The 18,762-nt window shown below is 66.8% G+C and carries 21 protein-coding genes, 2 tRNA genes and 3 pseudogenes; 14 read left to right on the top strand and 12 right to left on the bottom strand.

The features are described 5' to 3' along the window. Window positions 1–339 precede the first annotated feature (339 nt). The 6 genes and pseudogenes from ABGB08_RS41240 (at window position 340) to ABGB08_RS41215 (ending at window position 3,426) form a co-directional block, all read left to right on the top strand. Window positions 340–924, top strand: coding sequence for a hypothetical protein (locus tag ABGB08_RS41240; RefSeq protein ID WP_347602053.1), 585 nt, complete (start codon window positions 340–342; stop codon window positions 922–924). Further along, window positions 917–1,789 carry a DNA methyltransferase gene (locus ABGB08_RS41235; RefSeq protein WP_347602051.1) on the top strand — a complete coding sequence of 291 codons (873 nt, stop codon included), beginning with the start codon at window positions 917–919 and terminating at the stop codon, window positions 1,787–1,789. Before ABGB08_RS41240 ends, ABGB08_RS41235 begins: the two co-directional genes overlap by 8 nt. Beyond that, window positions 1,759–2,190 (top strand): annotated as a pseudogene (locus ABGB08_RS41230) (DNA cytosine methyltransferase); the annotation flags it as partial. The gene ABGB08_RS41235 and the pseudogene ABGB08_RS41230, both read left to right, overlap by 31 nt. After that, window positions 2,186–2,349 (top strand): annotated as a pseudogene (locus ABGB08_RS41225) (hypothetical protein); the annotation flags it as partial. The pseudogenes ABGB08_RS41230 and ABGB08_RS41225, both read left to right, overlap by 5 nt. 421 nt (window positions 2,350–2,770) lie before the next feature. Then, a complete protein-coding gene (locus ABGB08_RS41220; RefSeq protein ID WP_347602151.1) occupies window positions 2,771–3,022 on the top strand; it encodes a hypothetical protein in 252 nt (83 codons plus the stop codon). 44 nt (window positions 3,023–3,066) lie between these two features. After that, entirely contained in the window at window positions 3,067–3,426 is a 360-nt protein-coding gene (locus tag ABGB08_RS41215; RefSeq protein ID WP_347602049.1) for a hypothetical protein, read from the top strand. Between the two features lie 1,004 nt (window positions 3,427–4,430). Here ABGB08_RS41215 and ABGB08_RS41210 read toward each other — a convergent pair. From ABGB08_RS41210 to ABGB08_RS41200, 3 genes are all read right to left on the bottom strand, one after another. Then, window positions 4,431–5,132 carry a hypothetical protein gene (locus ABGB08_RS41210; RefSeq protein WP_347602047.1) on the bottom strand — a complete coding sequence of 234 codons (702 nt, stop codon included), beginning with the start codon at window positions 5,130–5,132 and terminating at the stop codon, window positions 4,431–4,433. A 64-nt stretch (window positions 5,133–5,196) separates the two neighbouring features. Then, window positions 5,197–5,272, bottom strand: a tRNA-Arg gene (locus tag ABGB08_RS41205). A gap of 387 nt (window positions 5,273–5,659) precedes the next feature. Continuing rightward, entirely contained in the window at window positions 5,660–5,812 is a 153-nt protein-coding gene (locus ABGB08_RS41200; RefSeq protein WP_155358721.1) for a hypothetical protein, read from the bottom strand. Between the two features lie 159 nt (window positions 5,813–5,971). On the opposite strand from ABGB08_RS41200, the gene ABGB08_RS41195 reads away from it, so the two are divergent. After that, window positions 5,972–7,075: a D-alanyl-D-alanine carboxypeptidase family protein gene (locus ABGB08_RS41195; protein ID WP_347602045.1), complete on the top strand. Its 1,104-nt coding sequence runs from the start codon at window positions 5,972–5,974 to the stop codon at window positions 7,073–7,075. A gap of 153 nt (window positions 7,076–7,228) precedes the next feature. On the opposite strand, the gene mscL is transcribed toward ABGB08_RS41195, so the two are convergent. From mscL to ABGB08_RS41160, 7 genes and pseudogenes are all read right to left on the bottom strand, one after another. After that, on the bottom strand, window positions 7,229–7,627 hold the full coding sequence (mscL, locus tag ABGB08_RS41190; protein ID WP_347602043.1) for a large conductance mechanosensitive channel protein MscL: 399 nt from the start codon (window positions 7,625–7,627) through the stop codon (window positions 7,229–7,231). A 35-nt stretch (window positions 7,628–7,662) separates the two neighbouring features. Continuing rightward, complete coding sequence (locus ABGB08_RS41185) at window positions 7,663–8,145, bottom strand: hypothetical protein (RefSeq protein WP_347602149.1); 483 nt, start codon at window positions 8,143–8,145, stop codon at window positions 7,663–7,665. Between the two features lie 57 nt (window positions 8,146–8,202). Then, window positions 8,203–8,475: pseudogene (locus ABGB08_RS41180) on the bottom strand (SAF domain-containing protein); the annotation flags it as partial. A gap of 370 nt (window positions 8,476–8,845) precedes the next feature. After that, a complete protein-coding gene (locus tag ABGB08_RS41175; RefSeq protein WP_347602041.1) occupies window positions 8,846–9,652 on the bottom strand; it encodes an S-methyl-5'-thioadenosine phosphorylase in 807 nt (268 codons plus the stop codon). A gap of 83 nt (window positions 9,653–9,735) precedes the next feature. Then, a complete protein-coding gene (locus ABGB08_RS41170; protein WP_155358716.1) occupies window positions 9,736–10,041 on the bottom strand; it encodes an FmdB family zinc ribbon protein in 306 nt (101 codons plus the stop codon). Window positions 10,042–10,127: 86 nt separating this feature from the next. After that, window positions 10,128–11,633, bottom strand: coding sequence for a potassium/proton antiporter (locus ABGB08_RS41165; RefSeq protein ID WP_347602038.1), 1,506 nt, complete (start codon window positions 11,631–11,633; stop codon window positions 10,128–10,130). Between the two features lie 18 nt (window positions 11,634–11,651). After that, window positions 11,652–12,236 carry a 5-formyltetrahydrofolate cyclo-ligase gene (locus tag ABGB08_RS41160; RefSeq protein ID WP_347602036.1) on the bottom strand — a complete coding sequence of 195 codons (585 nt, stop codon included), beginning with the start codon at window positions 12,234–12,236 and terminating at the stop codon, window positions 11,652–11,654. A gap of 25 nt (window positions 12,237–12,261) precedes the next feature. Between ABGB08_RS41160 and galU the strand changes: the two genes are divergently transcribed. From galU to ABGB08_RS41125, 7 genes are all read left to right on the top strand, one after another. Further along, window positions 12,262–13,170, top strand: coding sequence for a UTP--glucose-1-phosphate uridylyltransferase GalU (gene galU, locus ABGB08_RS41155; RefSeq protein ID WP_347602034.1), 909 nt, complete (start codon window positions 12,262–12,264; stop codon window positions 13,168–13,170). 4 nt (window positions 13,171–13,174) lie between these two features. Then, window positions 13,175–14,359 carry a gephyrin-like molybdotransferase Glp gene (glp, locus tag ABGB08_RS41150; RefSeq protein WP_347602147.1) on the top strand — a complete coding sequence of 395 codons (1,185 nt, stop codon included), beginning with the start codon at window positions 13,175–13,177 and terminating at the stop codon, window positions 14,357–14,359. Then, complete coding sequence (gene moaC, locus ABGB08_RS41145) at window positions 14,356–14,823, top strand: cyclic pyranopterin monophosphate synthase MoaC (RefSeq protein ID WP_155358713.1); 468 nt, start codon at window positions 14,356–14,358, stop codon at window positions 14,821–14,823. Before glp ends, moaC begins: the two co-directional genes overlap by 4 nt. Further along, entirely contained in the window at window positions 14,820–15,302 is a 483-nt protein-coding gene (locus ABGB08_RS41140; protein WP_155358712.1) for a MogA/MoaB family molybdenum cofactor biosynthesis protein, read from the top strand. Before moaC ends, ABGB08_RS41140 begins: the two co-directional genes overlap by 4 nt. Window positions 15,303–15,428: 126 nt before the next feature. Continuing rightward, window positions 15,429–16,067, top strand: a complete 639-nt coding sequence (locus ABGB08_RS41135; protein ID WP_155350065.1) for a GNAT family protein — start codon at window positions 15,429–15,431, stop codon at window positions 16,065–16,067. Between the two features lie 179 nt (window positions 16,068–16,246). Beyond that, a complete protein-coding gene (locus tag ABGB08_RS41130; RefSeq protein WP_347602031.1) occupies window positions 16,247–16,984 on the top strand; it encodes a hypothetical protein in 738 nt (245 codons plus the stop codon). Window positions 16,985–17,034: 50 nt separating this feature from the next. Further along, window positions 17,035–17,108 (top strand) — tRNA-Ala (locus ABGB08_RS41125). A 100-nt stretch (window positions 17,109–17,208) separates the two neighbouring features. Here ABGB08_RS41125 and ABGB08_RS41120 read toward each other — a convergent pair. Continuing rightward, entirely contained in the window at window positions 17,209–17,922 is a 714-nt protein-coding gene (locus ABGB08_RS41120) for a site-specific integrase (RefSeq protein ID WP_347602029.1), read from the bottom strand. 106 nt (window positions 17,923–18,028) lie between these two features. Then, complete coding sequence (locus ABGB08_RS41115) at window positions 18,029–18,619, bottom strand: hypothetical protein (protein ID WP_347602027.1); 591 nt, start codon at window positions 18,617–18,619, stop codon at window positions 18,029–18,031. Between the last annotated feature and the right edge of the window lie 143 nt (window positions 18,620–18,762).

The raw sequence follows: 18,762 nt of genomic DNA, 5'->3' as shown, positions 1-18,762 counted from the left end.
TTCGCGCATGCGCATTCGATCTTGCGAGGAGTACTGCGAGCTGCTGCGATGATGCCTGCGATATCGCAAGAACAGAACCGTGAGACTACAAGCAGGTCCTTGTCCCCGTTGGCGCCGTGAATCGGTTTTTGTTGGTGTCAGTGGTGTACGGCGGCGCGGAGCCCAGCGCCCATGGATCACTCGAATACGCGCGGAGAATACGCGGAACCGGGTCCGGGAACCGCCGGGATCCCGCCCGCCGCTGGGTTGGCGGTGTGGCCGTGTGGCGTCAGGCGCGCCTGGACGCACCGGGCGCGCTTCGGCTGCCCGGCCCCCGGCCGGTCGATCACCCTGACGCTGATGCGCACGCTGGTGGAGACCTGCACCGGCGATGGCGAGAGCGTCGTGATGCTCCTGCCCGCGGGGATCGGAGGCGCGGTCTGCGACGGCATCGACGCCCTAGGCGAGGCCGCCGCTGCCGGGCGGCGCGCGATCGGGTTCATCCCCGATGGGTGTCACCTGGAGGGACTCACGGCCTACGCGGCGACCGTTTCGCGGCGCACCCCGCGCTGGCCGGTGGAGATCGGCGTCGCGATGGCGGCAGCCGATGGTCACCTGGCGTTGTCCGGGCAGGCGGCACCCGCACTCGCGGTCCTCACCCTCGCGGACGTGCCACCCGGCGGCCGGCGGCCGGACCTGGCGATAGTCCTCGGCTTCCTGCGCACGGCACTGTGCGGCGGAGGACGAGTGGCGATCATCACGCCGTGCCAGGCCACCTCGGTCCCGTCGAGGGTGAGCGGCGAGATCGTGGCGCCGGTCGCTCGGATCCTGCGGCTGCGCCAGGTCGGCGCTCGCCTCACGGTGCACAGCGATCCCGTCGACGGCGCGTTGGTCGGCCACGCCCAGGTCTGGGTCTTCGCCATGCCGGAGGTCGCCGATGCGTGAGGAGGGACTGCCGCTGTCGGTGTGGGACTGCGCCCAGCAGCCCGCCCAGCTCCAGCGACAGGGCCGATACCTGGCCGAGTCGGTGGCGCATCCGGCCAAGATGCTGCCCGCGATCGCCGCCCGCGCGATCACCACCTTCACCCAGCCCGGCGACCTGGTGCTGGACCCGATGTGCGGGATCGGCACCACCTTGATGGAGGCCGTGTACTCCGGACGGAACGCGGTGGGGGTGGAATACGAGCCGCGCTGGGCGGACCTGGCCCGCGCCAATCTCGCCCACGCCGCCGGACACGGCGCCACCGGCACCGGCCGGGTGATCTGCGGCGACTCCCGTGACCTGCCCGCCGTGGCGGGAGATGAGGGTCTGCTCGGCCGGGTGGCGCTGCTGCTCACCTCGCCCCCGTACGGCGCGTCGCTGCACGGGCAGGTCCGTCCGACCCGCGACTCCGGACAGCCGGGTGTAGCCAAGTGGGACAACCGCTACAGCCACGACCGGGCCAACCTGGCCCATCGCGACCTGGACGAGCTCGTCGAGGGTTTCACCCAGATTCTGCAGGGCTGCCGTCCGCTGCTGCGCCCGGGCGGGATCGTCGCGATCACCACTCGCTCCTTCCGCCGCCGCGGCCGTCTGGTCGATTTCCCGCAGCAGATCTGGGCCGCCGCTCAGGAGGCTGGTCTGGAGCCGGTGCAGCGGCTGGTCGCGCTGCTGTGCGGGATCCGTGACAGCCGCCTGATCGCGCGCGCTTCCTTTTTCCAGATGGTCGAGGTTCGTAAGGCACGCACGGCCGGGACTCCGCTCCACCTCCTGGCCCACGAGGATCTCCTGGTTTTCCGATGCCCGCTCTCACACAAGGAAGTCTCATGAACGCTGCGGCCGGCCGCGGCACGGCCCAGGCGTGCGGCGGGCCCCACGAAGATTCCCACTCCGGTCGCGCGGGCTGGACCGTGACCGAGCCGACTGGCCGACCGGCCGTGACGACGCCCGACACCGAGCTGCGGATCGGATCCTTGTGCACCGGTTACGGCGGCCTGGACTTGGCGGTCGCGGCCGTGCTGGGCGGCCGCACGCTCTGGTGCGCCGACAACGACCGCCACGTGGCCCGGATTCTCGACGCCCGCCTGGCGGGCGTGCCCAACCCCGGCGACATCACCACTGCCGAGTGGGAGAGCGTGCCGGCGGTGGATGTGATCACCGCCGGGTTTCCCTGCCAGGACATCAGCTACGCCGGCCGAGGAGCCGGGATCAGCAAGGAGACGCGTAGTGGAGTGTGGTTCGCCGTCGCCGACGCCGTTCGCCTGCTACGACCCAGACTTGTCGTGCTGGAGAAACGTTCCCGCCCTGCGCAGCCGGGGACTCGGCCTCGTACTCGGCGACCTGGCCGCGCTCGGGTACGACGCGGGGTGGACATGCCTACGCGCATCCGACGTCGGAGCCCCGCACCGCAGGGAGCGGATCTTCATCCTTGCCCACCGCTCCGAGGGTTGGAGGCGGTCCGATCGGTGCGGACCTGCTCCCGACCCCGGCGGCGCGCAATCCCAGCGACGGGGAGTCACCGCAGTCGTGGCTGAATCGCCGGCGGCGGCAGTACCCGAGACGGGCGATGCCGCTGGCTGTCGCGATCAAGCTGTTGCCCACCCCCCGGGCGAGCGACACAGGCACGGTCGGCCGACGAGCGGGGCAGGGATTCAGTCCCCCGTTGTCGGCGATGCTGTTGCCCACGCCGAAGGCGTCGGATGGGACCAAGGGATCGGCCCGGCACACCGACTCCAAGGGCCACCCGACCCTGCCAGGAATCGTGACACGGATTGGGGAGTCTACGAACACGCCGTCCGCCGGTGGGAGGACGTGCTCGGACGGCCGGCGCCACCGCCCATCGAGCGGGGAACCCGGCGCCAGCCCCGGCTGAGCGCCGTGTTCGTCGAATGGATGATGGGATTGCCCGGCGGCTGGGTCACCGGCATCGACCTGCCCCGCACCGCTCACATGCGCGCCCTGGGCAACGGCGTGGTTCCCCAGCAGGCGGTGGCCGCCCTCCACCAGCTCGCCGCGCTCACACCGGCGATCTTCGACCAGTCAGAGCGCCACCGCTCACCATGACCGGCAGGCAGCAAGGCGACGCCGAGAGAGGCGGAGTGCGCAGGATGCGACTTGACGACGGGCCCCGAGTAGAGCGTCCATCGGAGGCGTCCCGGGCCGCCGACCGGAAAACGCACCGGGCGGATCCTGCGCCGCGTACCGGTGACGGCCCTGACGGCGGCCCGGGACCCGCCGCCGCTTCCCCGGCGGCCGGCCCGGCCGGCCGCCCGGCACGGGACGGTTCGACCGGTGCCGCACTCCGGGTGATCATCCAGCTGGTCGTGGCGCGGGGTGAGCTGGCCGGGCGGATCGACCGCCAGCAGGCGCACGCGATCACGGAGGTGCTGGCATGGTGGCAAGCCCACCCCCCTTCCCGCTGGATGACATCACCACCGGAACCCGGGGACTGTCCGCCGCCCGCCTGACCATCCGCAGGCCGGGCAGCGCCTCCCCGCTGTCGGGCCCGCTGCTGTGCGCCTTCCTGGGACGCACCTCCACCGAAGACCTGCAGGACCCCACCCTGTCGCTGCCCCGCCAGCTGGCCAACAGCCGCGCCGCGCTCCCGCCGCAGGCGATCATCGTCGCGCATTTCTACGACGTCGAAAGCGGCCGCAAGAACCTCGCCGCCCGCGGGCGGGGCCGCGGCCACGAACGCTTCGCCATCCCGATCCCGCGCGACGGCGGCATCGCCGACCTCATCGCCGAGGCCGCCCGCCCCGACCGCCGCTTCGACGCGGTGATCTGCGAGTCCATCGACCGGGTCGCCCGCCGCACCTACGTCGGCACCCAGATCGAAAACCAGCTGGAACAACTCGGCGTCGTGCTGTTCGCCGCCGACGAGCCGATCCTGCCCGGCGGCAAGCACTCCACCCAGATCCTGACCCGCCGGGTCAAGCAGGGCGTGGCCGAATGGTACGTGCTGGAGCTGCTGGAGAAATCCTGGGCCGGGTTCGAGACCCACACCGAGCAGGGCTTCAACGTCGGCAAGCCGCCCTACGGCTACCAGCCCGACAAGATCCCCCATCCGGTCCCGGCCAGACGCGCCGAGGGAGCCACCAAACACCGCCTGGCCCCCGACCCGGTACGCGCTCCGGTGGTCACCCAGATCTTCTACTGGCGTGCCGGGGAACGGCTGGCCTATGTCCAGATCGCCGACCGGCTCAATGCCGATCTGGATCGGTATCCGCCGCCTCAACCCGTCGACCCGGCCCGCGCGCTGGGCCGCTGGTCGGTCAGCGCGGTGCGGGAGATCCTGATCAACCCCAAGTACACCGGCTACATGGTGTGGAACCGGCGGGCCAGCAAGACCGGCTCGGGCAGGCACAACCCGCCCGCCGAATGGGTCTGGTCCAGCCGCCCCAGCCACGAACCCCTGATCGGCAAAGACACCTTCCTGGCCGCCCAGAAGGTGGCGGCCGAGCGAGAACGCTCACGCGCCGGCACCGCAGCTGGCAGCGCGGGCCCGAGACCCGGCCGCTCCTACCCGTTGCGCTCCTATATCTTCTGCGCGCGATGCCAGCGGCGGATGTTCGGCAAGACCCGCAAAGGCCACGCCTACTACGCCTGCATCCCCGGACGCGGGTACCGCCCCGAGGGACACCCGCCCACCGTCTACGTACGCGAGGACCACCTGCTGGCGGGGATCAATGGCTTCTTCACGCGCAATATCTTCCACCCCTCCCGCGTCGGCTATCTGAGCACCGCGCTGGACACGGTGCAGCTTCAAGACGAAACCGACCGCCAGGCGCGGCTGGCCGCCTTGACCGGCGGCATCCAGGACATCCAGATCCGCCGCACCCGGCTGGTGCGCAGTCTGGAACTGACCGACGATCCCACCAGCGAACTGGTGCGCGACATTCAGGTGCGTGCGGGCCAGCTGGCTGCGCAGTTGGAGGAGAAGAATGCGGAGTTGCGCAGACTGCACCTGGCCGAGCCGGTGCGTCAAAGCCCGGAACTGCTGGAGTTGCTCCCGATCGGGACGCCCGACCTGACCGAGCTCCCCGAGCCGATCCTGCGACGTTTGTTTGAGGCGTTCCGGCTGCGGGTCGTTTATGACAAGGACACGGGCACGGCCACCTGTCTGATCACCATCGCCGGTGAATCGCTGCCGGAAGTTCAGCAAGCCGCTCAAGAAACGATCAGGAACCGGCGAGATGAACCTGGACTGGGGACCACTGGGGAGTTGCCCATCTGTGTGGTGCCCCCGGTAGGAATCGAACCTACGACACCAGGTTTAGGAAACCTGTGCTCTATCCCCTGAGCTACGGGAGCGGGATCTGCAGGGTAAGCCTAGCGAAAGTGCGGGGTGGTGTGCGCCACGATATGCGCGTCGGCTGGGAGTGTGGGTCATCAGTGCTCTGACCTGCGGTAAAGGGCTGGCAAGGGGGCGGCTGGGGGATGGGTGTGGTGGTTACGGTCGCTGTTCGTGACTGGACGGCGGGGGATGCGGGTGGGTGGGCGCGGTCGGTTGCGGCCTGCTGCGCTGGTGGTGGCGGTGTTGGCGCCTGCGGTGTTGGCTGTGGGGTTGTTGGTGGCTGAGCTCACGGACTATGGGGTTAAGGCGGGTCACGGGGCATTCTCGGTGTCGGTGGAGCGGGTGGACGAGCCTCAGGTGATGGGGCCGGTCAGGGTGCCGGCGCCGGCGCGGCCGGAGCGGGTTTATGAGGGGGAGGTGCCTGGGCCGCGGGGGGCGACCGCGGAGGCGCGGCCGATGCCGTTGCAGGCCGCGCCGATGCAGCGGAGAGAGGCCAGGCCTGCTCGTACGGCTTCGCCGGAGGCGGCCCCGACGTGTCCGGCGGAGTGGTCGGACACGTGGTTGTGGGAGCTTTGTCTGGAAGCTGCTCAGCGGCCCGCCTAGGGGATATCGGGAAAAAGAGCAGAGATTGGTATGTAACGGCTCTGGAGACTCGGGCCCGAACACTCACCGGGCTGTAGTAACGTGCGTGCCTGACCGGGGTCACGAGTTCGCAAATGGAGGAGTCGATCGTGCCAGCTCCTCGATCAGCGGGTCTGATCGTGGTCGTCATGGTGCTGACTTCGCTTGTGGCGGCCGAGGCTCGTGCTGAGCCTCCGAAGGTGCCGATCGCAAGCTTGGTCATGTCGTCGAGTGTGGAGACCGTAGCGGCGGATCCTGCCACGCTGACCGAACTGCGGCGTGAGGCGGAGAAGGCGACCAAGGGGATCGAGCAGGCGACCAAGGCTCTGGTCGCACGCCAGAAGGAGTTCGACACCTCGGTGCGTCAGCTGGAAGGCAAGCTGACGCAGTTGCGAACCGCTGACGCGGAGCTCGCGCTGATCCGGCGTCCGCTCTCTGATCTGGTCGAGTACATCTACCAGGATCCGTCTTCTGGGGGGATGGGCCCGCTGCTCGTGAGTACCAATGGGCAGAACGCGTTGCGGACGATGAGTGACTTCAACCAGCTCGCCACGGGTCGGAACCAGGTGGTGGACGACGCGGGCAAGTTGTTCGAGGAGCGGGAGCGGCTTGCGGCGGAGTCGCAGGAATTACGAGCCACCAAGCTGCTTCAGGAGGCGCAGCTCGGCTTCGAGATCGACACGTTGCGGAAGCAGTCACAGCAGACGGTGAAGTCGCTGACGACGGCGTTGGCGAAGCTGGGCGTGAAGCGGGGTGGGGGAGCGTGTGACCCTACTCGGGTGGTTCAGGCTGATCAGTATGCCAATGGGCTGCTGCCGAGGAACATGCTCTGTCCGTTGCCGTTCAAAGGTGAGGAGCTGCGGGCTGATGCGGCGATCGCCTTCGCTGATTTGAATATCGCGTACAAGAAGCGCTTCGGCCAGCCGCTCTGCGTGGTTGACAGCTATCGGAGCCTGCGCGATCAGCAGATCGTCTACTACCAGCGGCCTGGGCTGGCCGCCATCCCGGGGCGGAGCAACCACGGGCTGGGGCTCGCTGTCGACTTCTGTGGTCCGATCCGGGTGTACAAGTCCACCGAGTTCGTCTGGCTGGAGCAGAACGGCAAGCGCTTCGGGTGGATCCATCCGGATTGGGCTTACGTCAGCCCCTTCGAACCCTGGCACTGGGAGTACGACCCGAAGGTCGGCTCTCTCCTCTAACAGGCTTCGATCACTGAGACGTTCTTGGTCTGCCGCCCGTGCCACGCCCACCGACGCCCCGACCAGAGGGTCGGGGATCGGCCACGGGATTTCAACAACAGGTCTGTATGGCTATCGCCCTGCGTTCCGCCCAGGATTTGGCTGCATCGCGTGCTACGACACGGGTGTGAGCTGGGCTGTGCAGGCGCTGCAACGGCTGGCCGCCTTCGGAACCTCGGTCAGGCATTCTGGGCAGTCTCGGGTCTCCTTGCCGGTTGGTCCGAACCGTGCCATAAGTAGCTCGTACGGCTTGACGAGGAAGAAGTAGACGACTGTGGCCACGATGAGGAACGACACCAGGGCGTTGAGGAAGTTCCCGTAGCTGATCGTGGTGTTCCCGATCTGCAGCGTAAGACTTCCGAAATCGGGTTTCCCGGCTATGGCGGAGATGGCTGGCGTCAGGAGGTCCTTCACGAACGAGTTGACGATGGACGTGAACGCGGCACCGATGACCACCGCGACAGCCAGCTCGATGACGTTGCCGCGCAGGAGGAACTTTTTGAACCCACTCATGATCGCCTCTCGAGTCCGTGTTGACGCCCCACAGGTTATCGAGGGTGGATGGCTATGGAGAGCTGACCATGAGATTGCGCGTAAGCCAGCAGGGCGGCCTGCCAGGAAGTCGTCGCTAGAACCAGGAGCGCGCCTTCGGATCGATCACTGGCAGCGGTCCCGGCCAGGACGGTGACCCGGCTGACCACTGGGCCGCCTCCTTCAATCACGCCATTTCCGGTTCCAGTGGTGACGACCTTCAGGCCTGCGGGTCTCCCGCGGTCAACCTCGGCTGCGAGCACCGTATTCTCAACCGCCGCACTGTCGACCTCGCCATTTTCGCCACTTGACTGCCCATCCCCGCTGGTCTCGATCTCACCGTTGTCGCTCACCATGCCGTCGGGGATTGCCTCCTCGGCTTCGGTGCCCCCAGGTGATGGGAATAAAGGTCCGGCGGAAGCCGCCAGGACGTCGATGACGTCACCCGGGGACACCAGTTGTGCGGCGTCGGCGTCAGCGATCCGGACGGGCGTCGCCACCAGTCCATCACTTTGGCCGGCCAGAAGGCCCCGTCCCAGTAACCGCACGTCGGTCAGCGGCTCTCCCCGGCGTATCGGTCCGGTGAGAACCCGCCCAGCGAATGAGGCACCAGGCCGCAGCACCCCATCCGGGAGCATTGAGGAAGGGAACCGCATCACGGCGATATCGGCTGGGGAGAGCCGACCGCCGGGCAAGTCTCGCGCGGCGACAAGGACATCGACTCCCTTCGACCCGCCCACAGCCAGGAGGGCACACGCGACCGAACACCCGGCGAGAATCGCGGCCAGCAGACGGCGCCGCCGTCCCAAAAACCTGGTCACAGCACGCATGGTTGAACTCCGAGTTTGGGAAATGAGCCACCAACGCGGGCGGCCTCGGCACGAGGGTGTGAGCTCCGATGGATAGACCCAGACGGAGGAGCCAGATGGATGGCCCCGAACGGGCGCCGACGGTGTTTGTAACGGGAGGGATCCCACCCACTCAACCCTTTGTTTCACCTCGGGCTCCGCCCGCCCCCGCCAGCGCCGTTTCCGCTGGAACACGAATCGAGCCCACGCTGAACGCGAACGTCGCAACCTGCCCAGAGCAGCGCCACCAGGCCTCATTTCAAAGGCATGGCACGACCCTGACAGGAGGCAGCGCGGAACCCGTCAAACGACGAATGGCTCAGAAGGACGAGCTACAGGAAGGCTGAAGCGGTTACGGGAGTTCGAAAGGTAGCTTGATGCCGTCTAGGGCGTTGCCGCAGGTGCATTCGCGTTCTTCTGGCAAGGCCTGCACCACGTCCGCGACCAGCGACCGCATTCGCTCAATATTGGAAGCGAAGAACGCGAGCACCTCGTCATGGGTGACGCCTTCGCCCGCCTCAACCCCGGCGTCGTGATCAGTCACCAATGCCATGGTTGTGTAGCAGAGAGCCAGTTCCCGAGCGAGAACGGCCTCCGGATGCCCGGTCATTCCGATGATCGACCACCCCGCACTGGAGAACCATCGGGACTCGGCCCGCGTAGAGAACCGAGGCCCCTCGATCACCACCAGCGTGCCGCCGTCCACCGTTTCCCAACCGGCGGAGCGCGCCGTCTCCACCGCTGCCGTCCGCCCATCAGGACAGTACGGATCGGCGAAGGACACATGCAAAGCGCCACCGGCGTCGTAAAAGGTCTGCACCCGCCCCGTCGTGCGATCAACCAGCTGGTCGGGAACCACCAACGTGCCCGGCCCGAGTTCGGCCTTCAACGACCCGACGGCGCTGGGAGCGATCACCTGCCGGACCCCGAGTGACCGTAAGGCCCACAGGTTCGCCCGATAGGGAATCCGGTGCGGCGGATACGCATGGTCACGCCCATGTCGAGGAACGAACGCGACCCCGCGACCCCCGATCTTCCCCAGCGTCACCTTGTCACTGGGCGGCCCGTAGGGCGTCGAGACGTCAACCTCCTCGGCATCGTCGAGAAGGGAGTAGAACCCCGAACCGCCAATGACCCCGATGTCCACGCGATTGACCATGTCGCCGACCCTAGCGAATCCAGCCGTCCTCGTCCCAGGCCAAGCTTCGTCCTGTGGATAACCGCCACCCTGTGGACAAGGGCTCAGGCGGCCGACGTTGAGGAGGAAGTGGTGGTGGTCGTGGACGACGTGCTGGAGGCTGGTTTGGTCTCCGTCTTGGCCGGGGTAGAGTCGCTCTTGGCTGGTGCCGATGTAGCGGCGGAGGAGCTCGAAGACCGGTTGTCTGTGCGGTAGAAGCCCGATCCCTTGAAGACGATCCCCACAGCGTTGAAGACCTTGCGGAGCGAGCCCTGGCACGCCGGGCATTCGGTGAGGGCGTCGTCCGTGAACTTCTGGACGACCTCGAGCTGCTCACCACAACTGGTGCAGGCGTACTGGTAGGTGGGCACCGCGCTCCTCCTCGTGAATTGGCACTCGACCGGTGCGACTGCTAAATGATAGCCACTGAGACGTTGAAACAGAACTTGACGGGTGTTTAGTCCCCGCTTTCGCCGTACCAGCCTGCGAGTTTGCCTCTTCGGCTGACCGCGCGCAGGCGCCTTTCGACGAGGTCGCGCTGGGCCGCGGTGGTCACGACCAGGAGCTGGTCCTCCGAGCGCAGGCGGGTGGTCTCGGCGGGGACGAAGGAGCGGCCGTCGCGGACGATCATGGTCACCGCGGTGTCTGACGGCAGGCGGAGCTCGAAGATTTCGACGCCATGCATTTTCGAGCCGGGCGGGATCCTGACCTGCAGGAGGTCGGCGTTGAGTTCCTCCAGGGGGGCCGACTCGACGTCCAGGTCGCGAGCCTCGCCCTCGGCTGACAGGCCGAGCAGGCGGGCCAGGAAGGGAAGGGTCGGGCCTTGCACCAGCGTGAAGATGATCACGATGACGAAGACCACGTTGAACATGCCCGCGTGGCCGCTGGCCGCCCAGGGGATGGTTGCGAGCACGATCGGGACCGCGCCGCGCAACCCCGCCCAGGACAGGAAGATCTGCTCCCGCCAGGTCACCCGGCCGATCCGCCCAAGCCGTACCAGGGCGGTGGAGCCGATCACCGAGAGCGGGCGGGCGAGCAGGACCAGAGCAAGGCCGGCCACCAGGCCGGGAATCACGGCAGAGGGAAGTTCGGAGGGGCTGGCGAGCATGCCGAGCATGACGAAGAGGCCGATCTGGGCGAGCCAGGCGGCGCCTTCGGCGAAGCCGCGGGTGGCCGAGCGGTGGGGGAGGCGGCTGTTGCCGATGATCAGCGTGGCGACGTATACGGCGAGGAAGCCGCTGCCGTGCGCGACCGCGGCCCCGCTGTATGCGAGGAACGCGATCGCCATCACCGCGATGGGATACAGGCCGGACGCCGGCAGGGCGACGCGGCGCAGCAGGTATGCCGCGGCGGGACCGACGGCCAGGCCGACCGCGGCGCCGATGGCGAGTTCGACGACCGACGTGACGAGAACGTTCCACACGGATGGATCCGGGACATTGACCTGGCTCAGCAGGATCACGATGATCACGGTTGGGGCGTCGTTGAAACCCGATTCCGCTTCCAGGATGCCCGCGAGCCGGGGTGGCAGCGGCAGCCTGCGCAGGACCGAGAAGACCGCCGCCGCGTCGGTCGATGCCAGGATCGCGCCGAGAAGCAGCGCGGAACGCCAGTCCATGTCGAGGAGCCCGTGCACGGCGGCGGCCAGCACCACGATGCTGATCCCCACCCCGACCGTGGCGAGCACCAACGCGGGCGGCACGGCCTTGCGAACATGTTCCCAGTTCGTCGTCAGGCCACCTTCGGCCAGGATGACCGCCAGCGCGATCAACCCCAGCTGCTTGGCGAGGATGGCGTCCTCGAAGTGGATCTCACCGAGCCCGGATTCGCCGAGCAGCAGGCCCAGACCGAGATATATGAGCAGTGAGGGCAGCCCGGTGCGATGGGCGATGCGGACGGATGCGATTGCCGCTATCACGATCACCGCGGACACGAGAAGCCAGCCGTCAAGCTCCAGCCGCACCCGGTCCCCTTCCTCGTTTTATGACAATTCTGTCACACCTGTCACAAAGAGTCCCGATGGTAGTGCCGCGTACCGAACGGGGCGATCGTGCGGTTCAGCCGGAACGCCGTCGATCAGTTCTCCCTCGTGCAGCAGCGCCACCGTCGGCACGTTCGGGCCCACCCGCGCCAGCGCCCGGTCGTACGATCCGCCGCCCCGGCCCAGCCGGGTGCCCGTCGACCGGTCGACGGCCAGCGCCGGAACGATCACCAGCGCCGCGGTGCGGATCGTGTCCACTCCACGCCGGGTGTCCACCGGCTCCATGATTCCGAACGGGCCCGGAGCGAGTGAATCAGGCCCGTCGTACACCGCCCAGTCCAAATCGCCGTCGGGGCGCAGAACAGGCAGGATGACGGTCGTCCCATGCTTCCACAGGGCGAAGATGAGGCCATGCGTCGAGGGCTCGGCACCGATCGACCAGTATGCGGCGACCAGTCCGGCCATCTGCACCCACGGCTGGTCGAGCAGAGTCTCCCTGATGGCCCGTGCGCGATCACGGCGCGAATTCTCGTCAATGCGAGAACGTTCACGCAGAATTTCACGCCGGAGCTTCAGCTTGTCCAAAGACGCCTCCACTAGGGTTCCAATCATGGGTGCTGACTTCGATTCCGTGACGAAAGCCGTGATCCCCGTCGCCGGTCTTGGCACGCGGTTCCTCCCCGCCACCAAGGCGACACCGAAGGAGATGCTGCCGATCGTCGACAAGCCGGCCATTCAGTATGTCGTTGAGGAGGCGGTCTCCGCCGGACTGCTCGACGTGCTGATGATCACCGCGCGCAACAAACGGTCGATCGAGGACCATTTCGATGTGGCCTACGAGCTGGAGGGCGCGCTCCGGGCCAAGGGCGACGAGGCACGCCTGTCCCAGATTCAGGAGCCGGTCGATCTCGCCACTATGCACTACATGCGTCAAGGCCAGCCTAAGGGCCTCGGCCACGCCGTTCTGTGCGCCAAGCAGCATGTCGGCGACGAACCGTTCGCCTGCCTGCTCGGCGACGACCTGATCGACCCGGCCGATCCGCTGCTCCGTCGCATGATCGAGGTCCGCCAGACGTATGGCGGAAGCGTGATCGGGCTGATGGAGGTTCCGCACGAGCAGGTCTCGATGTACGGCTGCGCGGCGATCGTCGAGACGGATGAGGACGACGTCGTCCGCGTCACGGATCTGGTCGAGAAGCCCGCCCCTGCGGAGGCGCCGTCCAACTGGGCCATCGTCGGGCGTTATGTGATCGACCCAGCGGTTTTCGAGGTGCTGGAGAAGACCCCGCCGGGGCGTGGCGGCGAGATCCAGCTCACCGACGCGTTGCGCACGCTCGCCGAACGCGGCACCCACGAAGGCGGCCCCGTCCACGGCGTGCTCTTCCGCGGCCGGCGGTACGACACGGGCAACAAGCTCGAATACCTCCAGACTGTCGTTCAATTCGCTGCTCACCGTGAGGATCTCGCGCCCGAGTTCCTGCCGTGGCTGCGACAATTCCTAGATGAGGTCCAGTCCTAGCGACATGAAGCCGGTCGAGCGGCATCTCGCCGACATCCTGGGTACGGTGCGCCCCCTGGCCCCGCTTGAGGTCGATCTTGAGCGGGCGCTGGGCACCGTTCTGGCCGAGGATGTGACGGCTCCGGTATCGCTGCCGCCGTTCGACAACTCGGCCATGGATGGCTATGCGGTGCGTGCCGGGGATGTCGTAAATGTCCCTGTCAGTCTGTCGGTGACCGAAGATGTGGCGGCCGGAGACGGCGCGCTCCGGGCGATCGGGTCCGGAATGGTCGCGCGGATCATGACGGGGGCGCCGGTGCCGGCGGGGGCGGACGCCGTCGTTCCCGTCGAGTGGACCGACGCCGGTCGCACCCAGGTCACCATCCACAAGCAGGTTCAGCCCGGCAACGCCATCCGCTTGATCGGGGAGGATGTCCGGGCCGGAGACGTGGTGCTGCGCGAGGGCACCCGGATCGGCGCCGCTCAGCTGGGCATCCTGGCCGGGGTGGGCCGCCGCCGCGTCCGGGTCCGGCCGCAGCCGCGCGTGGTCGTGCTCTCCACCGGCGCGGAACTGGCCGAACCGGGCACGCCGCTCGGCCCTGGCCAGATCTGGGAGTCCAACAGTTTCATGCTGGCCGCCGCGGTCCGCGAAGCGGGCGCCGAGGGCTTCCGGGCCGGAGCCGTCACCGATGATCCCAACAGGTTCCTCGACATCCTTGACGCGCAGCTCCTGCGCGCGGATGCCGTGATCACGAGCGGCGGGGTCTCGATGGGGGCATACGAACCGGTCAAGGAGGCGCTCGCCCCGCTGGGCCGGGTCGTGTTCGAGAAGGTCGCCATGCAGCCCGGGATGCCGCAGGGATTCGGCCTGGTCGGCGACGACAACGTGCCGATCTTCACCCTGCCCGGCAACCCGGTCTCAGCGTTCGTGTCGTTTGTCCTGTTCGTCCGGCCGGCATTGCGGCAAATGCAGGGTCTGCCCGCGACATTGCCCGAGACAGTGAGGGCGACGACCACGGCGCCGTTGCATTCGCCGCCCGGGCGGCGGTCATTCCTGCGCGCGATCCTGACCGGTGGCACCGTGGCTCCGGTGCACGGCCAGGGTTCCCATCAACTCGCCGCCCTGGCGTCGGCGAACGCGCTCGTGATCGTGCCCGAGGACGTGACCGTTCTCGCCGAGGGCGCCACCGTGGAAGTGATCCCCCTGTGAACCTCAGCCATCTCGACGAATCCGGCGCGGCCCGTATGGTCGATGTGTCGGAAAAGCCGGTTTCCGCCCGTACGGCTACCGCGTCCGGGCGTGTCCTGCTTTCCGCGGAGGCGGTAGCCGTACTGCGATCCGGCGATGTGCCCAAAGGGGACGCGCTCGGCGTGGCGCGAATCGCCGGGATCATGGGCGCGAAGCGGACTCCTGATCTGGTGCCGCTCTGCCATCCCATCGCGCTGCACGGAGTGAAGGTGGAGCTCACGATCGTCGACAGTGGGGTCGAGATCACCGCACGGGTGAAGACGGTGGACAAGACGGGTGTTGAAATGGAGGCTTTGACGGCGGTGTCCGTGGCCGCCCTCGGTCTCATCGACATGATCAAGGCCGTGGATCCGGCCGCCGTCATCACCGACGTACGCGTTGAGGAGAAGACCGGCGGCAAGACCGGCGTCTGGACCCGGCCATGAGCCCGGTACGCGCCCTGGTGATCACAGCCTCCAACCGCGCGGCTGCGGGGATTTACCCGGATAAATCCGGTGTGCTCCTGGCCGAATTGCTCACATCGGCCGGATGCGAGGTCGACGGCCCCCGCGTGGTCCCCGACGGTGAGCCCGTCGAGGTCGCGTTGCGCGCGGGCCTCGCCGACGGCTTCGACGTCATCGTGACCACCGGCGGCACCGGTCTCACCCCCACCGACCTCACCCCCGAGATGACCCGCCGCGTCATCGATCGGGAGATCCCCGGCATCGCGGAAGCCGTACGCCAGATAAATCGGGAAAAAGTCCCCACGTCGATCCTGTCGCGGGGGCTTGCCGGGCAGGCGGGCACCACGCTCGTCGTCAATCTGCCCGGCTCGACCGGAGGGGTGCGTGACGGTATGGCCGTGCTCGCCCCCATCCTCGCCCACGCCGTCGACCAGATCCGCGGCGGTGATCACCGTGGCTGATCTGACCGGGCACAAGCGATGACAGCGGCCAAATCCAACGCCCTCCCGCCATGCACACCTGCTGACCGTGTGCTCTTCCGCACACCCGTCGTGGCGGACACGCCCTCTTCCGGGGATGATTGACTCGTGGATCGATTGCGCGGCTGGCCCGCGACCCTGGCGGAGGGGCCCGTGGGGCTCCGTCCGCTCCGGCTGCGCGACGTGCGCGCGTGGCGGGATACGCGGCTGCGTAACGCCGACTGGCTGCGTCCATGGGAACCGAGCAACCCGGAAACGCCGCTGTTCCGCACCGGTCTCGGGCCGTACGTCTCGATGGTCGGAACCCTCAAGCGCGAAGCGCGCCAGGGGCTCGCGCTGCCCTGGGTGGTTACGTACAACGGTGCGTTCGTCGGGCAGCTGACGGTCGGCGCGATCGTCTGGGGGTCTGCTCGCTCCGCGCAGGTCGGGTACTGGGTCGACGGGGCCGTCGCGGGCCGCGGCATCATTCCCACCGCGCTCGCCCTGGCCGTCGACCACTGCTTCTTCACCACCGGCCTGCACCGCCTGGAGGCGAACATCCGCCCCGAGAACCACGCCAGCCGCCGAGTGGTCGAAAAGCTCGGCTTCCGCGAGGAAGGCATCCGCCGCCGCCAGCTCCATATCGACGGCGCCTGGCGTGACCATATCTGTTACGCCTTGACGGTGGAGGACGCTCCCCGCGGCCTGCTCGTGCAGTGGCGCCGCACCCGGGACGCCTCGGCCACGCGCCGGACCGAAGCCCAGTGAACGCGTCCTAGCTACCGCTTGTTGCGCCGATTTACATGAACAGCTTTGACGATCTCGCGACACACCGCACCGAATGCTCGTCAATCAGTGACACGCCGTCTTACGGTGCGTGACGTGAGCACATCTGCGCGGCGACCAGTCCCCAGATGTCTCCAGGCAGCCCAGAGAAGGAGGATCGCATGAGCAGCGTCCTCCTTTACCTTGCAATCGTGGCGATGTGGCTGGGCGTCCTCGTCCCCATGTGGCTCCGCCGCGACCGTTACGTGTACGTGGACGACGAGAAGTTCACGGTCGAAGGCGACACCCTCACCGAGCCGCTCCCGACGTCACACGAGCCACAGAACTCTGACGCGCCGAACGAGCCATCCGTTTCGGAGTCATCGCTCGCGATGGAGCCGAGTGACTCGGCCGAAGGTTCCTCGGGTCTGTCCGGGTCGAGGAGTCGCGCAGGCTCCGCGGGCCTGCCCGGTTCGCCGGGTCAGGCTGGTTCCGGCACCTCGGTTACGGCTTCGGGCCCCGGGAACGAGCCGGTCGCGCCCGCTGACGGCCGCCGTGCCGAGTGGCGGCGCCGTGCCCGCATCACCGCGCGCCGCCGCCGGCGTCTGCTCTGGAGCGTCCTGCTGTTCCTGGCGTCCGTGGTGACAGCGGCGGTGCAGATCGTCCCCTGGTGGGGCGTCGCTCCCTCCGCCGCGGTCCTGATCGGCTACCTCGCCGTGCTTCGAGTCGCCGTACGCATCGACGCGGAGCAGCGCGAACTGGCCGCCAGAGCCCAGGCCGCCCGCGCCCGCCACGCCCGCGAACTCCGCCGCCGCCTGGAGGAAGCCGCCCGCGAAGCCGAGATCATCGAGATCGAGGCCCGCCGCCGAGTCCAGGTCTTCGATCAGTACGCCGACCACCGCCGCGCGGTCGGCGACTGACCCAGATGGCGCGAACACCCCAGGAAGTTTGCTAATCTAAACGAGTTCCAGGGGCTATAGCGCAGTCCGGTAGCGCACTTCGTTCGCATCGAAGGGGTCTGGGGTTCAAATCCCCATAGCTCCACCCAGGTCAAAGCCCCCCTGTGATCGTTACAGGGGGGCTATTTGCGTCCCGTACAGCCGAGAAGTACAGCAGTAGGGTCCGCCGGTCGTGGTCTGAAGGCTCAGACTGCCAGCGTGCTCCCGAGCCGACGTAGCGCCTCGGCTGTCGCCTCGTCCGTCGCGTCGGTGTAGACCTCCATGGTCACAGCTATGCGGCTATGCCGGAGAATCCGCATGGCCACCCGGGGGTGGACATCGAGAGCCGCCAGCAGCGTCGCGCAGGTTCCCCGTGTTCCATGCACGGTGATCCGCCGTACGTCCGCGCGCCCGATCCGGCCGTCAAATGATCGGTTGAAATTGCGAGGCTCTACCGGTCTGCCGTTACGGGTCGTGAAGACCAACCCGGTCTCTTCCCACTTCGTACCAGGCTTGTCGCGTTCGTCGTCTTGCTCGGATTTGCGGAGTTTGAGCGCAGCCAGGCAGATCTCTGGAAGCGGGAGCCCCGCCTCTGAAGCCTCGGTTTTGACCGTACGGCGAAGTAGCCGTCCACTGACTCTTTGAAGCTGTTCACTGACGAAAAGCTCGCCAGCGTCCATATCGACGAGGTCCCACGCCAACCCGAGCACTTCACCCTTTCGGAGACCGAGAACCAGGATGAGCACGTATGCCGCGTAAAGCGGGTCCCCGTCATTTCGCGCGTTCTCCAGGAACTGCCGCGCTTCCGCAACGCTCCACGGCTTGACCTTCCGAGTTGTTTCAGCAGCTGGAACAACAAGGGGGCACTGTTGGCGGGCGACGCCGTATGTTCGCATCAGAGTGGTCTCAGATGGCAGCATGCCGCCTGCGGGCGGATCGCCATTTCTGATGCCACCCAGAGCGCCCCCGTATCCCCCCTTGGTGGCTTTGTCGGATGGCTGGCGAAGCCACCAAGGGGGCGATTCTTCAGCCTGGAGAGCGCTCAATTTCACGAAGAAGATTTCTTAATTCTGTGAAAAAGTTATTTAACTCTCTATATGTGGGTTGTATCTCAGACGCGGGTGCCGGAAATGCGGTATCCAGCTTATCCAGGATCCTGCCATATCTCTCCGTAACTAAAACATCCGATTGCAGTCCACTTCGCCGCAGGAGATCGGGAATTGCTTCTTTAATTGCGGTGATGACATAGTATTCATTTTCGGGCGACATCGACCCCGGCGTATCGAAGCCAAGATCCTCTCCGGCGCTACGAGACATTGACCAAGCCGCCTCAGCACGTCTCGTTAGATCCATTTCGGCTTCAAAAAAAATAAGTCTAATCTCCTTAAGGCCTCTTGCTATATCTTCACGCCGATGGCGGGACGCGTACCAATTTATCGCCGTCGCCACAAATACCGATACCCAACAGAAGCCGATAGCTCCTGAAAGTAGATTCACAAGAATAGGATGACTCTGCAGAAGGTCAAGATAGCCCAATTCAAGACAGACGGAGATTAAGATAAGTACAGTTCCGACTGCCATGAGCGTCAAAATCAGAGATTTTGGGAGCTTGACCATATCAATATCCTTAAGTTACAGAGGTTGAAAGGCTGGCTTCTCGGGTTACGGTGGTTCGGGTTCGAGGATCAGTTCGGTCTGGGCGATGATGGCGTCGAGCAGGCCGGGTCGGTATTGCAGCCGCTTGAGGTGGTGCTTGATGA

Source organism: Acrocarpospora sp. B8E8 (assembly GCF_039871605.1).
In the GTDB taxonomy this organism is placed as follows: Bacteria; Actinomycetota; Actinomycetes; order Streptosporangiales; family Streptosporangiaceae; genus Acrocarpospora; species Acrocarpospora macrocephala.
The sequence above is the reverse complement of the archived record's forward strand: the minus strand, read 5'-3'. Positions and strand labels throughout refer to the sequence as shown.